At 65.1% G+C, this 18,993-nt stretch carries 17 protein-coding genes; 5 read left to right on the top strand and 12 right to left on the bottom strand.

The genetic code is table 11. The annotated features are described in order from the left end of the window. Positions 1 to 3: 3 nt before the first annotated feature. Positions 4 to 771, bottom strand: coding sequence for a 3-hydroxyacyl-CoA dehydrogenase (locus K0P03_RS32335; RefSeq protein ID WP_050745057.1), 768 nt, complete (start codon positions 769 to 771; stop codon positions 4 to 6). 191 nt (positions 772 to 962) lie between these two features. Between K0P03_RS32335 and K0P03_RS32330 the strand changes: the two genes are divergently transcribed. Then, on the top strand, positions 963 to 1,961 hold the full coding sequence (locus K0P03_RS32330; protein ID WP_082342538.1) for an AraC family transcriptional regulator: 999 nt from the start codon (positions 963 to 965) through the stop codon (positions 1,959 to 1,961). Positions 1,962 to 2,034: 73 nt separating this feature from the next. On the opposite strand, the gene K0P03_RS32325 is transcribed toward K0P03_RS32330, so the two are convergent. Together K0P03_RS32325 and K0P03_RS32320 are read right to left on the bottom strand one after the other, a co-directional pair. Further along, the gene (locus K0P03_RS32325) at positions 2,035 to 2,355 is read right to left on the bottom strand and encodes a DMT family transporter (protein WP_336314310.1); all 321 of its coding nucleotides are present in this window, start codon (positions 2,353 to 2,355) and stop codon (positions 2,035 to 2,037) included. Between the two features lie 20 nt (positions 2,356 to 2,375). After that, complete coding sequence (locus K0P03_RS32320; RefSeq protein ID WP_272791817.1) at positions 2,376 to 3,020, bottom strand: FMN-dependent NADH-azoreductase; 645 nt, start codon at positions 3,018 to 3,020, stop codon at positions 2,376 to 2,378. Between the two features lie 90 nt (positions 3,021 to 3,110). Here K0P03_RS32320 and K0P03_RS32315 point away from each other — a divergent pair, with 90 nt between their 5' ends. Together K0P03_RS32315 and K0P03_RS32310 are read left to right on the top strand one after the other, a co-directional pair. Next, positions 3,111 to 3,953 carry a LysR family transcriptional regulator gene (locus K0P03_RS32315; protein ID WP_023517031.1) on the top strand — a complete coding sequence of 281 codons (843 nt, stop codon included), beginning with the start codon at positions 3,111 to 3,113 and terminating at the stop codon, positions 3,951 to 3,953. Between the two features lie 161 nt (positions 3,954 to 4,114). Continuing rightward, positions 4,115 to 4,870 carry an SDR family oxidoreductase gene (locus K0P03_RS32310; protein WP_272791816.1) on the top strand — a complete coding sequence of 252 codons (756 nt, stop codon included), beginning with the start codon at positions 4,115 to 4,117 and terminating at the stop codon, positions 4,868 to 4,870. A gap of 284 nt (positions 4,871 to 5,154) precedes the next feature. On the opposite strand, the gene otnC is transcribed toward K0P03_RS32310, so the two are convergent. From otnC to K0P03_RS32270, 8 genes are all read right to left on the bottom strand, one after another. Continuing rightward, positions 5,155 to 5,793 (bottom strand): 3-oxo-tetronate 4-phosphate decarboxylase, encoded by a 639-nt coding sequence (otnC, locus tag K0P03_RS32305; protein ID WP_023517034.1) that lies wholly within the window; start codon positions 5,791 to 5,793, stop codon positions 5,155 to 5,157. Beyond that, positions 5,790 to 7,061 (bottom strand): 3-oxo-tetronate kinase, encoded by a 1,272-nt coding sequence (gene otnK / locus K0P03_RS32300; protein ID WP_024270093.1) that lies wholly within the window; start codon positions 7,059 to 7,061, stop codon positions 5,790 to 5,792. Before otnK ends, otnC begins: the two co-directional genes overlap by 4 nt. Positions 7,062 to 7,082: 21 nt before the next feature. After that, positions 7,083 to 7,748, bottom strand: coding sequence for an arylsulfatase (locus tag K0P03_RS32295; protein ID WP_272791815.1), 666 nt, complete (start codon positions 7,746 to 7,748; stop codon positions 7,083 to 7,085). A gap of 42 nt (positions 7,749 to 7,790) precedes the next feature. Continuing rightward, positions 7,791 to 8,867 (bottom strand): ABC transporter ATP-binding protein, encoded by a 1,077-nt coding sequence (locus K0P03_RS32290; protein ID WP_023517443.1) that lies wholly within the window; start codon positions 8,865 to 8,867, stop codon positions 7,791 to 7,793. After that, positions 8,860 to 10,620, bottom strand: coding sequence for an ABC transporter permease (locus tag K0P03_RS32285; RefSeq protein ID WP_023517444.1), 1,761 nt, complete (start codon positions 10,618 to 10,620; stop codon positions 8,860 to 8,862). The genes K0P03_RS32290 and K0P03_RS32285 overlap by 8 nt, the downstream gene beginning before the upstream one ends. Positions 10,621 to 10,681: 61 nt before the next feature. Further along, positions 10,682 to 11,785, bottom strand: a complete 1,104-nt coding sequence (locus K0P03_RS32280) for an ABC transporter substrate-binding protein (RefSeq protein WP_272791814.1) — start codon at positions 11,783 to 11,785, stop codon at positions 10,682 to 10,684. Between the two features lie 128 nt (positions 11,786 to 11,913). Beyond that, positions 11,914 to 13,002 carry an isocitrate/isopropylmalate dehydrogenase family protein gene (locus K0P03_RS32275; RefSeq protein ID WP_272791813.1) on the bottom strand — a complete coding sequence of 363 codons (1,089 nt, stop codon included), beginning with the start codon at positions 13,000 to 13,002 and terminating at the stop codon, positions 11,914 to 11,916. 89 nt (positions 13,003 to 13,091) lie between these two features. After that, complete coding sequence (locus K0P03_RS32270) at positions 13,092 to 14,018, bottom strand: GntR family transcriptional regulator (protein WP_023516908.1); 927 nt, start codon at positions 14,016 to 14,018, stop codon at positions 13,092 to 13,094. Positions 14,019 to 14,212: 194 nt separating this feature from the next. Here K0P03_RS32270 and acnA point away from each other — a divergent pair, with 194 nt between their 5' ends. Continuing rightward, the gene (gene acnA / locus K0P03_RS32265; protein ID WP_272791811.1) at positions 14,213 to 16,792 is read left to right on the top strand and encodes an aconitate hydratase AcnA; all 2,580 of its coding nucleotides are present in this window, start codon (positions 14,213 to 14,215) and stop codon (positions 16,790 to 16,792) included. Between the two features lie 47 nt (positions 16,793 to 16,839). On the opposite strand, the gene K0P03_RS32260 is transcribed toward acnA, so the two are convergent. Further along, positions 16,840 to 17,415: a TetR/AcrR family transcriptional regulator gene (locus K0P03_RS32260; protein ID WP_272791810.1), complete on the bottom strand. Its 576-nt coding sequence runs from the start codon at positions 17,413 to 17,415 to the stop codon at positions 16,840 to 16,842. 87 nt (positions 17,416 to 17,502) lie between these two features. On the opposite strand from K0P03_RS32260, the gene K0P03_RS32255 reads away from it, so the two are divergent. Next, positions 17,503 to 18,978 (top strand): MFS transporter, encoded by a 1,476-nt coding sequence (locus K0P03_RS32255; RefSeq protein WP_272791809.1) that lies wholly within the window; start codon positions 17,503 to 17,505, stop codon positions 18,976 to 18,978. Positions 18,979 to 18,993 lie beyond the last annotated feature (15 nt).

Raw genomic sequence — 18,993 nt, 5'->3', positions numbered from 1 at the left:
ATCTCAGCGCGGAGCCATGCGCAACGCGCCGTCAAGGCGGATGACCTCGCCATTCAGCATGACGTTCTCACAGATGTGGCGCACCAATGCGGCAAATTCCACCGGCTTGCCGAGGCGCGTCGGGAAGGGCACGCTGCGCCCCAGCGAATCCTGCACCTCCTGCGGCATGCCCGCCATCATCGGCGTTTCGAAAATGCCCGGCGCGATGGACACCACCCGGATGCCGGAGCGGGCAAGCTCCCGCGCAATCGGCAAGGTCATCGCCGCAACGCCGCCCTTGGAGGCCGCATAGGCCGCCTGGCCGACCTGCCCGTCGAAGGCGGCGACCGAGGCCGTGTTGACGATGACGCCGCGCTCGCCGTCCGCCCCCGGCTCCTGCCGGGCGATGGCGGCGGCGGCGAGCCGGATCATGTTGAAGGTGCCGATGAGATTGATGCCGACGGTGCGGGCAAAGCTATCGAGCCGGTGCGGCCCGTCGCGGCCGATCACCTTTTCGCCGGGCGCGACGCCCGCGCAATTGACCAGCCCATGCAGATGGCCGAACCGTTCGAGCGCAAGATCGACGGCGGCCTGGCCATCCCTCTCCTGCGTCACGTCCGTCTGGATGAAGGCAGCACTGCCTCCAAGTTCGCCGACGATGGCCGAACCGGCCTCCGCATTGACATCGGCGATCACGACATTGGCGCCCTCGCCCGCCAGCATGCGGGCCACGGCAGCACCGAGGCCCGAACCGCCTCCGGTGACGACAAAGGTCTTTGCGCGGATCAACATGGCTGCTCTCCCTCAGCACAGTTCTTGTCCGTTGGGCCAGCGTGAAGTGTCGTGAACCGCGAATGGGTCGCACGCCCTCGACGGGCCTGCCCATCCGTCTTGCATCACTCTACGATGGCGCGGTATTGCATGCGATGACCAAAGCGTCTCGATTTTTCGGCCAGTTTTACCATATCCTGCAGGGCATGACGATGACGGAAACCGGACGGCGGATGATATCACCCTTCTTTGTGGAAGAGGCGATCGATTGTCTGAAACGACAGGGAAAAGCACCTGAAAAGGTGCTTGCCTCCGTCGGCCTACCCGCCCGGATCACAGCGCCGATCTCCGCGGAAAGCTACGGTGCCCTCTGGCTGGCAATCGCGGCCGAGATGGACGACGAGTTCTTCGGCATGGGCGGCCGGCCGATGCCCAGCGGCAGCTTCACCCTGCTCTGCCACTGCATCCTGCACGCCAAGACCCTTGACCAGGCGCTGCGGCGCGCGCTGCGTTTTCTGAACGCAATGCTGGAGGATCCGCAAGGCCATCTCGACATTTCCGACGGGCTTGCCCAGATCGTGCTCAAGGACGCCATCGGCCCGCGCACCGCCTTCGCCTACCGGACCTACTGGATCCTGCTGCATGGCATCACCTGCTGGCTCGTCGGTCGGCGCATTCCGCTGCGCATGGTCGACTTCCGCTGCGCCGAGCCGGAGCACGGCGCGGACTACCGGCTGTTCTTCGGCGCTCCCGCGCGTTTTTCGCAGCCGGTCAGCCGTCTCGCCTTCGATGCCTCCGTGCTGAAACTGCCGATTGCCCGTAGCGAGCAGGCATTGAAACAGTTCCTGCGCAACGCGCCCGCCAACATCCTTGTCCGTTATCGCTACGATGCCGGCCTTGCGGCGAGCGTACGCAAGCGCCTGCGGCAGGTGCCACCCACCGCCTGGAGCGCCTTCGACGATCTCGCCGCGCAATTGCGCATGTCCCCCTCGACCCTCCGGCATCGCCTTCATGCGGAAGGCCAGAACTACGCGACGATCCGCGATGAAATCCGCCGGGACCTCGCCATCGAGATGCTGCAGACGACGGCGCTCGGCGTCGGGGAGATCGCCACCCGGCTCGGCTTCTCCGAACCCAGCGCCTTCCACCGCGCCTTCCGCAAGTGGACGGCGACGAGCCCGGCCGGTTTTCGCCGGGAGACGCTGGCATAGGCGCTGTCCGTCCGGGCATGCGTGCGAGAGGCGCAGGGCGATCCCGTCACCAAGCGCAGCCCGGCCTCGTCCTTTAGCTTGCGCCTTCCTGCCCTGTGCCGAGATGCAGACCAACAATGGCGATCACGATAATCGCCACATAGGCTATGCGCTGGGCGCCCAGCGGTTCGCCGAACACGACGGCACCGACGAGAACCGAGCCGACCGCTCCGATGCCCGTCCAGACCGCATAGGCCATACCGAGGGGCAGGACGGACAGAGCTCTGGCGAGCGAAAACACGAAAGCCGCCAGAAGGAGGATGGAAAGAAAGCCCCAGCCCCAATGGGTCATGCCGTTCGATTTCTTGGTCGCCAGCGCCCAGAGCACGTCCAGCACGCCGGACAGAACCAGCAAGGTCCACCCCGCCGCGGCACTCATGCATCCGCCCCCGCGAAGCGCTCTGCAAGGGCCGCCAGTTGCACCTGCGCCTTTCCTGCCGCAGCGAGCACGCCCTCCGGCTTGCCAGCCGTCGGGCCGACGGGAACGATGTCCGCGTCACCCAGACCGATGAACGCCAGCGCCTGCCGCAGATAGGGCGTCGCAAGATCGGGCCGGCCCCAGGACGGGCCCTCGGAGAAATCGCCGGAGCTTGCGAGAATCGCGACAACGGGGCGCGGCCGCAGAAGCGGCGTGTAGCCGGTTTGCGGATCAAAGCGGAAGCTGAGGCCCGGCTGGGTCACGAGGTCGATATAGTGCTTGAGCCGGTAGGGGATTGAGAGGTTCCACATCGGCGTGGAAATGAGGACCGCATCCGCTGCATCGAGCCTTTGCACCAGATCCTCGATCGCCGCCCAGCTCTCGGCCTCCTGCGGCGTGAAGGAGCGGCCCGCTAGACGCGCATACTTCGCAGCAAGCAGAGGCCCGTCGAAGGCCGGCAGGTCGGCCTGCCAGACGTCGATCTCTCGGACCTGAAGGCCCGGGCGATGCGTTTCAAGCGCCTTTATGAAACCCGCCGCCGCCTTGCCGGAATGGGAGAGGTCCGCACGGGGTGACGCCTTGATATGCAGCAGTTCGGTCATGTCGATCTCCTTTGCTGGATCGACATATAAATTTGCGTCTGCGCGAATTCTTCTGCATGAATTACGAAACCAGTTCGCTTTGGCGCGAAAATGCTCTCGACCGACGACCTTCTTCTGATCGCGGCCCTCGCACGCAGCGGAAAGCCCGCCGCGGCGTCCACCAGTCTCAATGTGCATCTTGCAACGGTCTATCGCCGGCTGAAGGAACTGGAGCAGGAGGCCGGCGCACCGCTGTTCCAGCGCCTCGGCGGGCAATATATCCCGACCCCGCTCGGCAGCGAGCTGGTCCGCGCCGCGACGGTCGTCGCGGCAAGCCTTGCCGAGGCCCGACGGCAGCTTGCGGGCGGCGAACAGCGTCTTGAGGGCCGCATCACCCTCACGACGCCCGATTCCCTGGTGCCTCTGGTCACCGCGCTGCTCCCGCTGGTCCGCCGGAAACATGCCGGCATCCGCTTCGACCTTGTGGTCTCCAACGCCTTTGCCGACATGGCGCGCTACGAGGCGGAAGTCGCAATCCGCCCCACACGGTCCCCGCCGGAGACATTGGTCGGCCAGCGGGCGGGCGCGTTCCGCTACGCAATCTACGCGAAAACCGGCAGCGCGACGGATCTGCCGTGGATCGCACTCGACGACAGTCTTTCGGCCATTCCCGCCGCCCGCTGGCTGGCCGTCCATGTAGCGGAAGAGGAGACCGTACTGCGAGTGAACAGCATGTGGGCCGCCGCCCAGGCCGCGGCAGCCGGCCTCGGACAGGCACTGCTGCCGGACTATCTGCACCGGTCGTTCGATCTTGAACGGCGGGGCGGCTTCATCGACACATTGGAATCGGAAGTCTGGCTCCTCGTCCATCCGGACCTGCGCCGCACACCACGAATCCAGGCCTTCATGGATCTGGCCGCCGGAAAACTCCGGGCGCAGTTGAAGGCAGGGTAAGAGCGTCAGCCGCGGCTCGATGGTGACATGCGGTACGTCCGGGCGCTCATCGTGCGGATCGAGGATGGGGCGGCCGGAGCGCACGCCGATGCGCCTCGGCCTTCGGGATCGCCTCGGGCAAGGGCCAGTCGATGAAGATCATATTCAGCTAGGAAAGAGCCATGAGCACGCAACTCTTCGACCTCACGGGCAAACGCGCCCTCGTCACCGGATCCTCGCAGGGCATCGGCCTTGCGCTGGCCAAGGGCCTTGCCGATGCCGGCGCCGACATCGTCCTCAACGGCCGCGACACCGCCAAGTTGCGGGCGGCAGCGGAAGTGCTCGGGGCCAGGTATACGCTCGCCTTTGACGCCACCGACCACGCGGCCGTGCGTGAGGCCATAGACGCCTTCGAAGCAGAAGTCGGCGCTGTCGACATCCTCGTCAACAATGCCGGCATGCAGCACCGCTCGCCGCTGGAGGACTTTCCCGCCGACGCCTTCGAACAGCTCCTGAAGACCAACATCTCCACCGTCTTCAATGTCGGTCAGGCCGTCGCCCGCCACATGATCGGCCGCGGCAAAGGCAAGATCATCAACATCGCGAGCGTCCAGACCGCACTCGCCCGCCCCGGCATCGCCCCCTACACCGCCACCAAGGGTGCGGTCGGCAATCTCACCAAGGGCATGGCGACGGACTGGGCGAAACATGGCCTGCAATGCAACGCCATCGCCCCCGGCTATTTCGACACGCCGCTCAACGCAACCCTCGTCGCCGATCCCGCCTTTTCCGCCTGGCTGGAAAAGCGTACGCCGGCGGGCCGCTGGGGCAAGGTGGAGGAGCTTGTCGGCGCGTGCATCTTCCTTGCCTCCGATGCTTCCTCCTTCGTGAACGGACACACGCTCTATGTCGACGGCGGCATCACGGCCTCCCTGTGAGGAAAACAGGCGCACCGTCCTGATGAGCGTCTCCGGCTGCGGCACGTCCGCCGTCCGCGCGGCACATCGCTCCGTTACCTTCGTGCACTTTTACGGCAGCAAGGAGCTGACTACCGCCGGCATGACCGGGCGGGCGGGGCATTTCATGCCGCTGCCGCCAGCGACTACGTGATCCCCAGCCTCAACTCCCCAGCATTGTACGCTGCGCCATCTTCCGCGATGCCGACACGGGCCCTTCTCGTCGCTCGGTTCCCCGGCCTCCCCTTCGTTGAGTACGACGCCCCTCAGGCCCTGCCAAAGACGGCTTTCAGCTCCGCGACATTCTCCGGCGACAACATGCGCCGGGGGGCACCGCGCAGGAGAACCAAGAGCTTGGCGGTTTCCTCCAGCTCCTCGGCGGCATAGACGGCGGAGACGATGTCCGTTCCGGTGACAACCGGCCCATGATTGGCGAGCAGCACGGCAGCATAACGCCCGCCGAGATCGCAGATCATCTCCCCCATCCGCGCGTCACCCGGCTTCACATAGGGCAGCAGCTTCACCGCGCCGACGCGCATGACGACATAGGGGGTGAGCGGCGGGATGCAGTCGTCGGGGTCCGTATCGGCAAGACAGGACAGCGCGGTGGCGAAGGTCGAATGGAGATGCACCACCGCGCCCGTCCCTTCCCGCGTTTCGTAGAACGCCCTGTGCAGGAACACTTCCTTCGACGGCTTATCACCGGAAACGTGGTTGCCGTCGCGATCGAGCTTCGAAAGCCGTGCCGGATCCAGGAATCCCAGACAGGAATTGGTCGGTGTCATCAGGATCCCATCCTCGACGGCAGCACTGATGTTGCCCGCCGATCCGACCGAGTAACCACGATCGAACAGTGATTTCGACAGGCGGACGATTTCTTCGCGCACCCTGTTTTCAGCTTTCATCGTCCGGCAAGCCTTTCCAGTGCCTTGTTGAAGAAGTCGGGCGCACCAAAATTGCCGGACTTCAGCGCCAGCGCTACGGGCCGCTCCCCGCCGGAGACGAGCACAGGCACGCCCGGGTCGATCTCTGCGCCGATCGTCAGCGCGCCGAGATCCAGCGCCGAGACGACCGCACCGGAAGTTTCCCCCCCGGCGACCACCAGCCGGCGAATGCCCGCCGAAACCAAGCTCCGCGCCGTCTCGGCAAAGAGCGCATCGATCGCAGCAGCGACCCGATCACGCCCGAAGCGGGCCTGCATCATCGTCACCGCCTCGGGTGTACCCGAAGAGTAAACCAGCGGCGCCTGGCCGGCATGGACGAGAAGGAAGGAGGTGAGGTCCGCCGTCGTGACCGTGCCGTCCAGAACGCCGGCGACATCCACGGCCAGCGTCGGATGGTTGCGGCTATGCACCGCAACCTGTTCGCGCGTTGCGCCGGAGCAGCTGCCGGCAAGGATCGCCTCCGGCCCCGCAATACCGACCGTGTCGGCCCCTGTACCGCGTGCAAGGCCTTTCTCGATGAAATTCGCGGCAAGACCAATCGCAATGCCCGAGCCACCGGTGATCAACCGGTGTTCGGCGGCAGCGCGGCCGATGGCGACAAGATCGTCATCGGTGATCGCATCGACGATGACGAGGGTGCGGTCGTCCCTCCCATGCGCCTCCAACGTCGCAGCGATCGCCGCGGGGCCGGTCCGCACCGCGGCGATATCGACATGTCCGACGTCCTTTGTCGTCTGGAGCCTCAGCCACCGACGGATATCCGCATCCGTCATGGGGTTGAGCGGATGGTTCTGGAGGCCGGATTCATGCAGGAGCTGGTCCCTGACGAAGAGATGCCCTTGATAGACGGTCCGTCCTGCCCCCGGAAAGGCCGGGCAGGCGATTACGCCCTTGACGCCCAGCGCATCGGCAAGCGCCTCGGCGACTGGGCCGATGTTGCCTCCCGGCGTGGAATCGAAGGTCGAGCAGTATTTGAAAACGATCTGCCGGCAGCCCTGGGCGAGCAGCCAGGAAAGGGCGGCAAGCGACTGCTCGACCGCCGCCGCGGCTGCGATCGACCGGCTTTTCAGCGCGATCACACCCGCCTCGACGGCAGGGTCGGCCTTTTCTTCGGGGATGCCGAGATACTGCACCGTGCGCAGGCCGCCCTCCCCCGGCAGTCCCTTGGCGAGGGTGTTGGCGATATCGCTCGCCCCCGTGAAATCATCGGCAATGACGCCCAGCAGCATGAATGATCCTTCCGCGAAATATCAAGCCGCGCCGAGAAGGCGCTTCAACTTGTCGATGGCGGCATCCGGGCTGGACAGGATCGGGATGTCCGTCACCGCCCGAACCGCCGGCACGGCCCGCGCCGTGGAGAAATGCGCAAGAACGATGCTCTCGAACCCCTCCAGCCCGGCAGCGGCCGACGCGACAAGCCGGTTGTGGGTTTCAACGTCGCCGGCCCGCACCGCTTCGATAGCGCCGTCCACAAGGAAACTCTCCAGCATCGCTCCGGGGGCCATCCGCGCGGCCTCCTCCCGGAATTCCGCCTCCATGCCCGCACGGGCCGGCGGGAAGGTGTAGAGCATGGCGGTTCTGCCACCGTGCCGGATCGCCGCCTCGAACATCGCCTCGTTCGGCTTGAGTACAGGAATGTCCACCGTTGTCGCCGCCTGCTCGATCGCCCGCCCGAAAGCCGAGCAGGTGAAGAGCACCGCATCGCTACCGATCTGCCGGGCATAAGCGGTCAGTGCAGCGATCCGCGCCATCAGTACATCCGTGATCTCCTCCTGCCGCGCCCGGTCGGGGGAAAGGCTGTCCTCCAGCAGGTTGACGACATCGGCCTCGGGCCAGGCGGACGAAAAGGCCAGCCTGATCGGATCCATGGCGATCGGCGTCGCGTGGATGAGGGTGATCCGGGGCGGTTTCGACATGACTTTCCCTTCGACTGCAGCGGCCACCGGCCTGATGCTCCGCTACCGCTGGCCCGCCGAAAACACCCAGACACTTTCCGGGGGGACACGCGCCCAGACCCTGCCCGAGGACAGCTGGCGGGCACCGTGCGCCTTGGCGACAAAATCGCCCCGGCGCAGGCGGTACTCCCAGCGGTCTCCGAGATAGATGCTGTCATCAAGCGTCATCTCCAGACTGCCCGCCTCGGGTTGGTCGCTGACACGGATCTGTTCGACGCGGATGACAGCACGGGCATCTTCCGCAGCCGCAAGGCCGCCCGCCTCGCGCACCGTGCCGTCGAGGCTCCAGTCGTCTCCGCCGATAATGGCCGCCTTGCCGTCGATGGTCTTCACCTTCGCCTTGACGATATTGTTCGCGCCGAGGAAATCGGCGGAATAGAAGCTGTTGGGGTTGGAATAGATCTCCTGCGGTCCACCCTGCTGGACGATCCGGCCATCCTGCAACAGCAGAATGTTGTCGGCAGCAGCGAGCGCTTCGCTCTGATCGTGCGTCACGAGGATGGCGCAGATTTCGAGGTCGAGGATCAGTTTGCGGATCCAGTAGCGGGCCTCCTCGCGCAGTTTCGCATCAAGGTTGGACAGCGGCTCGTCGAGCAGCAGCACACGCGGTTCATAGACCAGCGCCCGGCAGATCGCGACGCGCTGCTGCTGGCCACCAGAGAGCTGCGAGGGAAAGCGGTCGGCAAGATGGCCGAGGCCCATGCGCTCCAGGATCGCCTGGACACGCTTTTCGATATCGGCCTGCGTGACGCCACGCAGCTTCAGGCCGTAACCGACATTCTCCCTCACCGTGCGGTGCGGCCAGAGCGCGTAGGACTGGAAGACGAGGCCGATATTGCGCTGCTCGGGAGGCAGCGCGAGCTTCCTTTCACCATCGAGCACGGTCTTTCCACCGATGACGATCTGGCCGATTTCCGGCTGTTCGAGGCCGGCGACACAGCGCAGAAGCGTTGTCTTGCCACTGCCGGAGGCGCCAAGCAGGGCGACGATGGAACCGCGTTGCGCGGTGAACGATGCCCCTTTCAGGATCTGCAAACCGCCCAGCCATTTCTGGACATTGCTGACGACGAGTTCAGTCATGGATTTTTGCTCCCAGACGAAGGGCGAGGGCAAGGCCGGCGCCGGTCAAGACGATGCTGATGAGGGAAAGGGCGGCAATGGTGTTCATGGCGCCGGTCTGGAGAAGCGAGACCATCAGCGAGCCGATGACCTCCGTGCCGGCACCCATGAGATAGACGCCCGTCGCATATTCGCGCAGGAAGATGATCATGATCAGCGCCCAGGCGCCGGCAAGGCCCGGCCGAACGATCGGGATCACCACGTCCTTCCAGGTGCGGCCGATCGTGGCACCGGTGGTGCGGGCGGATTCCTCCAGCTCCGGCGCAACCTGGATGAGTGTGCCTTGCAGCAGACGCAGGCCATAGGACAGACCGACGACGACATAGGCGATGAAGAGGCTGACGAGTGTTGGGCGAAGCGGCGTCAGGAGTGGCACGAAGAGGAACACCCAGAAGAAGGCAAGGCCGATGACGAGACCCGGCAGGGCGCGCGGCAGGAGCACGATATAGTCGAGCACGGTGTTCGACAGGCCCCAGTTGCGATGCCCCGCAAGGCCGACCATCAGGTAGATGCCAACCGCCGCCGCACCGCCGACGACGGAGAGCAGAACGGTATTGATGATGCCACGCACCAGGCTTGGAACTTCCAGCATGCGGTCGAAATTCGAAAAGGTCAGCTGGTCCCAGAGATTGACGCCCTCACCCCAGGCATCGACGAAGGCGCGCACCGCAATGCCGCCGATCGGCAGGACGACGGAAACGAACAGCCAGAAACCGATGATGGAGAGCGCGATGACCTGGCCGCTGGTGCCGAGTTTCAGCGTGGCGACGCGTGCGCCCTTGCCGCCCATCGCGGCATATTTGCGCGTATTGCGCAGAAGCTTGCGCTGCATCCAGACGAGCGGCAGCGTGATGAGGATGAGAACGACGGCGACGACGGCCATCAGCTGGTAGGTGGGCGTGCCGAACAGCGTCGTGAGCTTGTAGATATAGGTGGTGAGCACCATGATGCCATTGGGATCACCGAGGACCAGAGGAATGCCGAAGGTCTCGAAGCCGAGCAGGATGTTGAGCGCAGCGGCGAAGATCAGCGCCGGCAGCACCATCGGCAGCGTGACATCGCGGGAGACCTGCCAGATGGACGCGCCGGTGGTACGGGCTGCCTCCTCGAGATCCGATGGCAGATTGCGCATGGCCGAGGAGACGTAGAGATAGACATGCGGCACATGGCTGAGACCGGCGATCAGGATCATGCCCGGCAGACTGTAGATGTTCCACGGCACGAAGCCGAGAATGCCGCGAATGAAGAGCGAGACGAAACCGGTCGGCCCGACGGACACCGTGTAGCCGAAGGCCAGCACGATGGACGAGATGAACATCGGCACCAGAACCAGGATTTCGAGAAGACGCTTGCCCTTGATGTCCGTTCGCGTGATCAGGAAGGCCAGCAGGCCGCCGAGCGGCACGGCGATGGCCACCATACCGAAGGAGAAGATCGCGGTGGTGGCGAGCGCCTTGTAGAAGTTCCGGTCGGTGAAGACGTATTTGTAGGCATCGAGGCCGAACTGCGCCCGCGGGCTGAAGAAGGCCGCCGTCAGGAAGCTCTGGTAGACGATCAGGCCGACCGGCGCCAGGACGGCGAGGGCAAGGAGCCCGATGACGATGCGCCGGTACAGGCCGGCATTGCCGTGGCGCGGCATCCTGGCCGGATATTTCTTTTCAGCCGCGGCCTTGGACAGGTCGAGCGCAGCTGGCGCTTGAGCATGGGTAGACATTCCTAGCCTCTCGCAAATGGTGGCGGGGCCGGCCGCGGCGCGCGCTGCGGCCGGCAGAGCATCAGCGGCCGAGGGCTGCCTTCCAGTCGTTAAGGAACTGGACGCGCTTGGTCGGCTCCATATACTCGAGCACGCCCTCATCGACCGCGATCGGCTTGAGGCCACCGCCGACACGCTCGTTCAGCGTCTTGATGTTGAGACCGGCCGTCACGTCCTCGCGCACGGAAGGCAGGCCACCTTCGGCGAGCAGCGACTGACCTTCGCTGGACAGCATGAAATCAATGAACAGCTTGGCCGCATTCGGGTGCGGCGCATCCTTGGTCACCAGCGCAAGGCGCGAGAAGGCCGGCGTATAGTCGGTCGCAAAATGCACGCCGAGGTTAGGACTCTCCTTCACCCAGTCCAGCGCATAGGAACCGATGATGTTGATGGCGATGGCGTTCTCGCCCGAGACCACCGTCTCCTTCATCCCGCCGGAGCTGGAATAGATTTTTGCGCCGTTCTCGCCCATGGCCTTGGCGAGATCCCAGAAATCCGGGCGGTTGCGCGCGTCATTGGAGTGGTGGAGGAAACCGGAACCGCTCTTTTCCGGATCAAAGGTTGCAACCTTGCCCTGAAGCTCCGTCTTGTTGTCCTTGAGGAAGACGATCAGGTCTGCATAGGTCTTCGGCAACTTGTCTTCCGAAAGCGCCTTGGTGTTGTAGATCAGGCCGACCGGTTCGACGGTCGTGCCGTAGAGCGTGTTCTTGTAGTTCGCCCAGGCGGGAATGTTGCCGGCTTCCGGCGAGGCATAGTCCCCGGCATAGCCGTCCTGCACCAGCGTCATCTGGAGGTCCATCGCCGAGCTCCAGACGATGTCGGCAGTCGTCTGGCCCGCGGCAGCCTCGGAGATCACCTGGTTGTAGGCGCCGTTCGTGCCGAGATCGTTATAGGCGATCTTGATGCCGTATTTCTTGGTGAAGCCGTCCTGCAGCTTCTGCGACTGGGCGGCGTCGGTCGAGGTATAGATCGAGACCGTGCCCTCCTCCTTCGCAGCGGCCACGATGGCCGCATAGTCGGCCGGATATCCGGCAGGAAGCTCCTCGGCGAATGCACCGAATGTGGTCATGAACGCAGTGCCGAACACAAGAGCAGCCGCGCGGGCGGATAGGATCCTGTTCATCATCTCATCTCCCAAAGATTGAACCCGCGTCGCGAAAACAGCCGCGGGCAATGCGCGAGGGCCACTCCCTGCCCTCGCATCCTCCCCGTTTGCGCTTTGGTTTTTAAGAAATCAAAACACAAACAATACCATCAGGCGCGCTTACGCTCGCCACCACCGTTCCGAATCGCACCCGCCACGCGAGAGCCGAAAACGTCTGTGTTGGCGGCACCACCGAGATCACGCGTGCGCGAACCCGGATCAGCCAGGGTCTCGTCGACGGCGCGCTCAATTTCCGCACCCGCCGCCTCGAACTGCGGCAGGTCGCGTTGCTCGCCGAGCCAGCTCAGCATCATCGCTGCCGACAGGATGAGCGAGGTGGGGTTGGCAATATTCCGGCCCTGGATGTCCGGCGCCGAACCGTGCTGGGCCTGAGCGCAGACGAGGCCGGTCTCGGCATTGGCATTGATCGAGCCGGCAAGGCCAAGGCTGCCGGAAAGCTCGCTTGCAAGGTCCGAGAGGATGTCCGAATAGAAGTTGGTCGCCACGATCACGTCGAAGCGCGAGGGATCGCGCACCAGATGGGCCGCCATCGCATCGATGATGACGTCGTTGAGCGTCACCTCCGGAAACTCGGCGGCAACCTTGTGGACCTGCTGCAGAAAGAGGCCGTCGGTCAGGATGAAGTTGTTCGCCTTGTGGACCGCAGTCACCTTCCTGCCCCGCTTCATGGCGAGCAGGAATGCCTGGCGCGCAATGCGTTCGCAGGCCGAAGCCGTGATCTTGCGGACCGACAGCGCCACGTCCGGTGTTGGCATGAACTCGCCCGTGCCGGCGAACATGTTGCGGTCGGGGTAAAACCCTTCCGTCGCCTCGCGCATGATGACGAGATCCATCGTCTTGGCGTTGTTGAGGAAGGGACGCGAACGGGCCGGGCGCACATTCGCATAGAGGTCGAGCTTGACGCGGAAACCGGCAGAGACGTTCGCACCCCCCTTGTCGCGGGGCGGGTAGTCCATGTGCGACTGCGGGCCGAGGACGATGCCGTCGAAGGTACGCGCCCGTTCGATCGTCTCGTCCCGCAGCGTCGTGCCGAACTTTTCCAGGCTGGTGAAGCCGGTGTCTTCGAAGTGGTATTCGAGGCCGAGACCAAAGGCCGCATCCGCAGCCTTCAGGACCTCCATGGTTGCCGCGGTGATCTCGGGGCCAATCCCGTCACACGGCGTCACGAACAGTTTCATCAGATCCATCTCCCATAAGGCGACGAGCGATAGCGCCGCGCAATGTCACGGGAGTGAGTATTGGCTTTTTTAATTCATAAATGCAATCTCTATTTTTCGGGACCTTCTTTTTCATGCGCCTGGTGCGACCAGGACCATGCAACGGGCGACTTCTTGGAGAGTGCACCGCCGAGATGCCGGCGCATCGTGTAGGACGCCTCGACGATCTCGCCGCGCTCGAGAAGATCGAGAATTTCGAGGTGTTCCTGGCATTGCCGCACAGTGCGGCTGCGGTCGACGCGCGAGCGGTATTCGAGCAGACGGCGCATGCGGTTCACGCGCACGAGCGAGAGATGGAAGAACGGGTTGTTCGACATCTTGATCAGCTCCTCATGGAAGGACGCACCATTGTGCAGCAGCCGCTCGGCCGGTAGGCGCTCGATGTCGGTGTCCAGCATCCGCTGCTGGATCCGCCGCTGCTCCTCGATGATCTTCCGGTCGAGGCGGAACTCCGGTTCCAGCATGGCGGCCGGCTCGATCAGCATGCGGAACCGATAGATCTGCTCGAAGGCCTCCGGCGTCTTCGCCACCGGCAGGAAGCGCCAACCGTATCCCTGCTTGCGCTCCGCCCAGCCCTCGCGGGTAGCACGCATCAGGACATCGTTGAGCTGCGATTTGGTCAGTTCATAGCGCTCGCGCAACATCTGCTCGGTCACCTCGGCGGGGATGCGGTCCGTCAGCCAGTCCTCTGCCAGCCGCTGGTAGTCATTCGCGATCTCGAATGGCTCGGCATCGTCGCGCACCCGCTCGACAATGCCTCCGGCCGTCTCCCGCACGAAGAAGCCACGGTTTTCCTTCTGCTCCAGCAATCCCTGACTTGCCAGCATGTCCATCGCCTCACGCACAGGCGAACGGGAGACGCCGAAGCGGTCCGCCAGCTGCTGGGTCTTCACATGGTCGCCCACCGTCAACTCCCCGGAGGTGACGAGAAGGGTGATTTCGTTGGCGATGGTCTGGGCCAGCTGGCTGGAGCGCATATCTTCGGTGTCCCTGGTCTTCCGGAGGGGCGTGTCGGGCAGAGGTTATTCCACGGGTGGAGCAAAAGAAACAATAGCCCAAATTTTTTGCATATCCTGCGGGATAAAAGCCAATGAGAGGCCAGATTCCGATTGACACACCTATATAATTGGCTTTTTAAGTTCTAAAAATCACTTTCTTGGAGCTTTCGGCGATGCGGCAGATCGAAACGGCGCAGGGAACCGCCCGGCTCGTCCCGTTGAACGAGGTCTTCGAAGGTCGGCTCGAACGCCTGCCCGTCGTCCTGCGCATCCTGCTCGAGAACGTGGCGCGGCGCGACCCTGGCCGGCTGGCGGCCTTCGTCGCCGCGCTCGACCGCTGGATCGACGACGGCACGAGCGAGGGGGACGTCGATTTCCATCCGTCCCGCGTGCTGATGCACGACACGACCTGCGTGCCCGCACTGGTGGATATCGCCGCCATGCGCGACGCCATCGCCGAGGCCGGCGGCGACCCTTCGTCCCTGACCCCCGCGCTGCCCGTCGACGTTTCGGTCGACCACAGCGTGGCCGTCGACTGGTATGGTCGCCCGGGCGCGCGCGAACACAACATGCGCCGCGAGATGGACCGCAACAACGAGCGCTACCGTCTGATGAAGTGGGCGACCACCGCGCTGCCCGGCATCCGGGTCCATCCACCCGGCACCGGCATCATGCACACGCTGAATCTCGAACAGCTCGCCACGGTCATCCGGATCGAGGAGCGCGACGGTGAGCGTTGGGTTGCGCCCGACACGCTCGTCGGCACGGACAGCCACACGCCGATGATCAACGGCATCGGTGTTCTGGCCTGGGGTGTCGGCGGGCTCGAGGCTGAGAGCGTGCTTTTCGGCATGCCGGTGACGCTGCGCATTCCTGACGTGGTCGGTGTCCACCTCACCGGGCGACTGAGGCCCGGCGTGCTGTCGACGGACCTCGCGCTCGAGGTCACCCACCTGCTGCGCCGGCACGGCATCGCCGGCGAGTTCGTCGAATTCTTCGGCGCGGGCGTCTCCACGCTGACCGGCGGCGACCGGGCGGTCGTCGCCAACATGGCACCGGAATACGGCGCCTCGACCGGCTTCTTTCCGATCGATACACAAACGATCGCCTATCTTCGTGAAACGGGGCGCTCGGCCGATCATTGCGCGCTGGTGGAGACGGCGGCAAGAGCGCTCGGCCTCTGGTTCGATCCCGCCGCGGAACCGCGCTACACCCGCGTCGTCGAGCTCGATCTTGCAAACGTTGCGCCGCTTCTCGCCGGCCCGTGTCGGCCGCAGGACAAGCTGCCACTTGACGAGGCGGCACGGGCACTGGAGGCGGCGAGCGGCCAACCGTTCCGACAGGGAACACAGGACATACCGGATGGCGCGATCGCCATCGCCGCCATTACGAGCTGTACGAACACCTCCGACCGTCGGCTGCTTGCCGCCGCAGGCCTTGTCGCACGCAGGGCCCGCTGCCTCGGCCTTCGCCCGCCCGCCTGGGTCAAGACCTCCCTTGCGCCCGGCTCACCCTCCGCCGAGCAGTTTCTCTCGGCCAGCGGACTGCTTGCCGATCTGGAAGCGCTGGGCTTCGGCATCGTCGGCCATGGCTGTACGACCTGCATCGGCAATTCCGGGCCGCTGCAGCCGGACATGGCAGAGGCGATTGCCGGTGGAACGGTGGCAACGGCGCTGCTTTCAGGCAACCGCAACTTTCCGGGGCGTGTGCATCCGGCCCTGCAGTTCGGCTTTCTTGCGTCTCCGCCACTCGTCGTCGCCCTGTCGCTTGTCGGCAGGATCGTGCCCGATCCCATGAATGTCGAGATCGCCCGCGGGGCCGGCGGCACCCCGATCCGCCTTGGCGAACTGCTCGCGTCAGACGCGGAAATCGATGCTGTGGTGCGACAGTTTTCCGAGCCGCAGGCCTTCAGGGAAGCCTTTGCGCAGGCCGGGCAATACGAACCCTGGCAAAAGCTCGATGCGCCGCGATCCGTGCGCTTTCCGTGGTCCGAGACCTCCACCTATCTCCGCCGGCCGCCCTTTGCCGCCGCGGGACAGGAAAACCGGCTGGGCGCCTATACGGCCCATCCCCTGCTCGCCCTCGGCGACGACATGACGACCGACCACATCTCACCGGCCGGCCAGATCGCGGCCGGCAGTCTTGCCGGGCAACACCTCATCGAACGCGGAGCCCCCCCGGCCGACCTCAACGTCTACGCCGCCCGGCGCGGCAACTGGCAGGCCATGGTGCGCGGCCTTTTCGACAACCGGACTGCCGCGAACGCCCTGATCGGCGGCCGGCCGGCCTCGCGGACCATCCATGCGCCGACGCTGGAGGAAGGCCCGCTCTGGAACGTCGCCGAACGATACCGGGCGGAGGGCCGTTCCGTCGTCCTCGTCGCCGGCGAGCGCTACGGCACCGGCTCGTCACGCGACTGGGCCGCCAAGGGCGTGGCGCTGCTCGGCGTGCGCGCGGTGCTCGCCCGCAGCTTCGAGCGCATCCACCGCACCAATCTCGTCGGCATGGGCGTGCTTCCCATCGTGATCGACCGCGCGACGCCCTTTTCCCCGGGGCCAACGGACCGTATCGAGATCGACGCCACGCAGGTGGTACCGCGTGGCCCGATCAGCGTGACCCTGCTGCGGCCCGACGGCACCCGCCAGCAATTGCAGGCCCGCGCCGCAGTGGAAACGGACCGGGAGGCCGCCATTCTGGTTTCCGGCGGCATGATCCCGGCGATCCTCTCCGCGAGACTTCGCCGACAGGCCTGAAGCATTCGTCGCGGGGATGCGGCAACACCCCCCAGGACGATAGTGGCCTATTTCGACGGGTCCTCGTTTCCTCTCCCGCCGCGCCCGCCTGCAAGGGCAAGCATGTCGGAGAACAGGGCCGTCCATTGGGCCTCTGTGATATCGATAAGGCCGAAGGCCTTCAGCAGGAAGGCGCCCTCACCGGCGAGGAAGGCGAGTGCCGCCTGCCTGTCCTCCGCCTTGTCCATATCCAGCCCCGCCAGGCGATGCGTGTACCAGACCCGGCTCGACGCCACCTGCTCCGGGCTTTGCAAGAGGGCCGTCATCATCACGGCGGAACGAGAGTACTCCGCCTCGTCGCTGTCGCGGGTCGCGAGCAGATGTCCGCGGATGACGGACTGCGGCGAGCGGTCATCGCCCGCATGCGCCATCACCTCCCCCTCGAACGTGCTGCCCCAGCGCTCGATCATCGAGCGGATCAAATTCTCCTTCGTGCCGAAGCAATATTGCACGCCGCCCTTCGTGATGCCCGCGGCGCGCGCGACGGCATCGAAGGTCAGGCCCGCCGCACCGTCCAAGGCCACGATCGCCTCCGCGGCGTCCAGAACACGGTCGCGATCTATACTGCGCGGTCGTCCTGCCATTTCATCTCTTCCATTTCAATACGAACGTATTTATATAGCGCCCCACGCGCATGCAACCTCTAAACACCATGCCCAAGGATCATACCCATGTCTCGTGGTAAACGCTGGCTCGTTCTTGCCGTCGTCTCCAGTGCCCTCTTCCTGATCGTCATCGACATGACGGTGCTCTACACGGCCCTGCCCAAACTGACGCACGCACTGTCAGCGACAGCCGCCGAAAAGCTCTGGATCGTCAACGCCTATCCACTTGTTGTCGCCGGCCTGCTGCCCGGTCTCGGCACGCTGGGCGATCGGCTGGGCCACAAGCAGATGTTCATGGCCGGCCTCGTCGTGTTCGGTCTCGCCTCGCTCGGCGCGGCCTTCGCCCCCTCCTCCGCCCTCCTGATTGCCGCACGCGTCGTCCTGGCCGCCGGGGCCGCGATGATGATGCCCGCCACGCTGTCGCTCATCCGCCTCACCTTCACCGACGAGAAGGAGCGCGCCTTCGCCATCGGCATCTGGGCTGCGGTCGCCTCGGGCGGGGCAGCGCTCGGCCCCGTCGTCGGCGGGCTGCTGCTCGAATATTTCTGGTGGGGCTCCGTCTTCCTGATCAACGTTCCGGTCGTGCTCGTCGCGCTCGCGGCAAGCGCCGTCCTGCTCGCCCGCCGCGCGGGAGACCGCACCCGGCCCTGGGATCTCCTCGGCTCCGTGCAGGTGATGTTCGGCCTCGTCGGCCTCACCTATGCCGTCAAGGAAGCGGGCAAACGCGATCCTTCCTGGGAAAGCGCAGCCATCGCGCTCGCCATCGGCCTTGCGGCGATGACGGTATTCATCCGCCGCCAGCGCCGCAGCGCGGCACCGCTGATCGATTTCGCGCTCTTCGCCAATCCGCGTTTTACCGCGGGCGTCGTCACCGCACTCGTCGCCTCCGCCGCCCTCATCGGCGTGGAGCTGGTCTTCAGCCAGCGGCTTCAGCTCGTGCTCGGCTATTCCCCGCTTGAGGCCGGCCTGCTCATTCTGCCGATCCCCGCAGCCGCCTTCTTCGCCGGGCCGCTTACCGGGCTCGCCTTGCCGCGCCTCGGTGGCGAACGGGTACTCTGGGCCGCACTGCTGCTGTCCGGGCTTGCGCTTGCCGCCTTCCTCGCCACGCACCAGGGACCGACGGGTTACTGGATCGCGGCCCTCGCCGCGATGGGCTTCGGTGTCGGCGCCTCCATGACGGCGGCATCGGCCGTGATCATGCTCTCGGCACCGGAGGAGCAGGCCGGCATGGCCGCCTCCGTGGAGGAGGTTTCGTTCGAACTGGGCGGCGCGCTCGGCATTGCACTGCTCGGAAGCCTGATGTCCGCCCTCTACTCGAAGGCGATGGTGGTGCCGCAGGGCATAGCGCTTGCCGACGAGGCCCGCGACAGCCTCGACGAGGCGCTGGTTCTTGCCGACGGCCTCAAACCGGACCAGGCACAACAGGTCATCACCCTTGCCCAGTCCGCCTTCGACTATGCCTTTGTCGGCGTTGTCGGCGTCGCCGTGGCGATGCTGATTGCAGTCGCTTTCACGCTCTACTGGAAACTGAGCCCGCGCTGATCATCGCACGAGTGC

The sequence above is a fragment of the Shinella sp. HY16 genome, assembly GCF_028534175.1.
Classification (GTDB): Bacteria; Pseudomonadota; Alphaproteobacteria; order Rhizobiales; family Rhizobiaceae; genus Shinella.
This window is presented reverse-complemented; position numbering and strand designations above follow the sequence as displayed.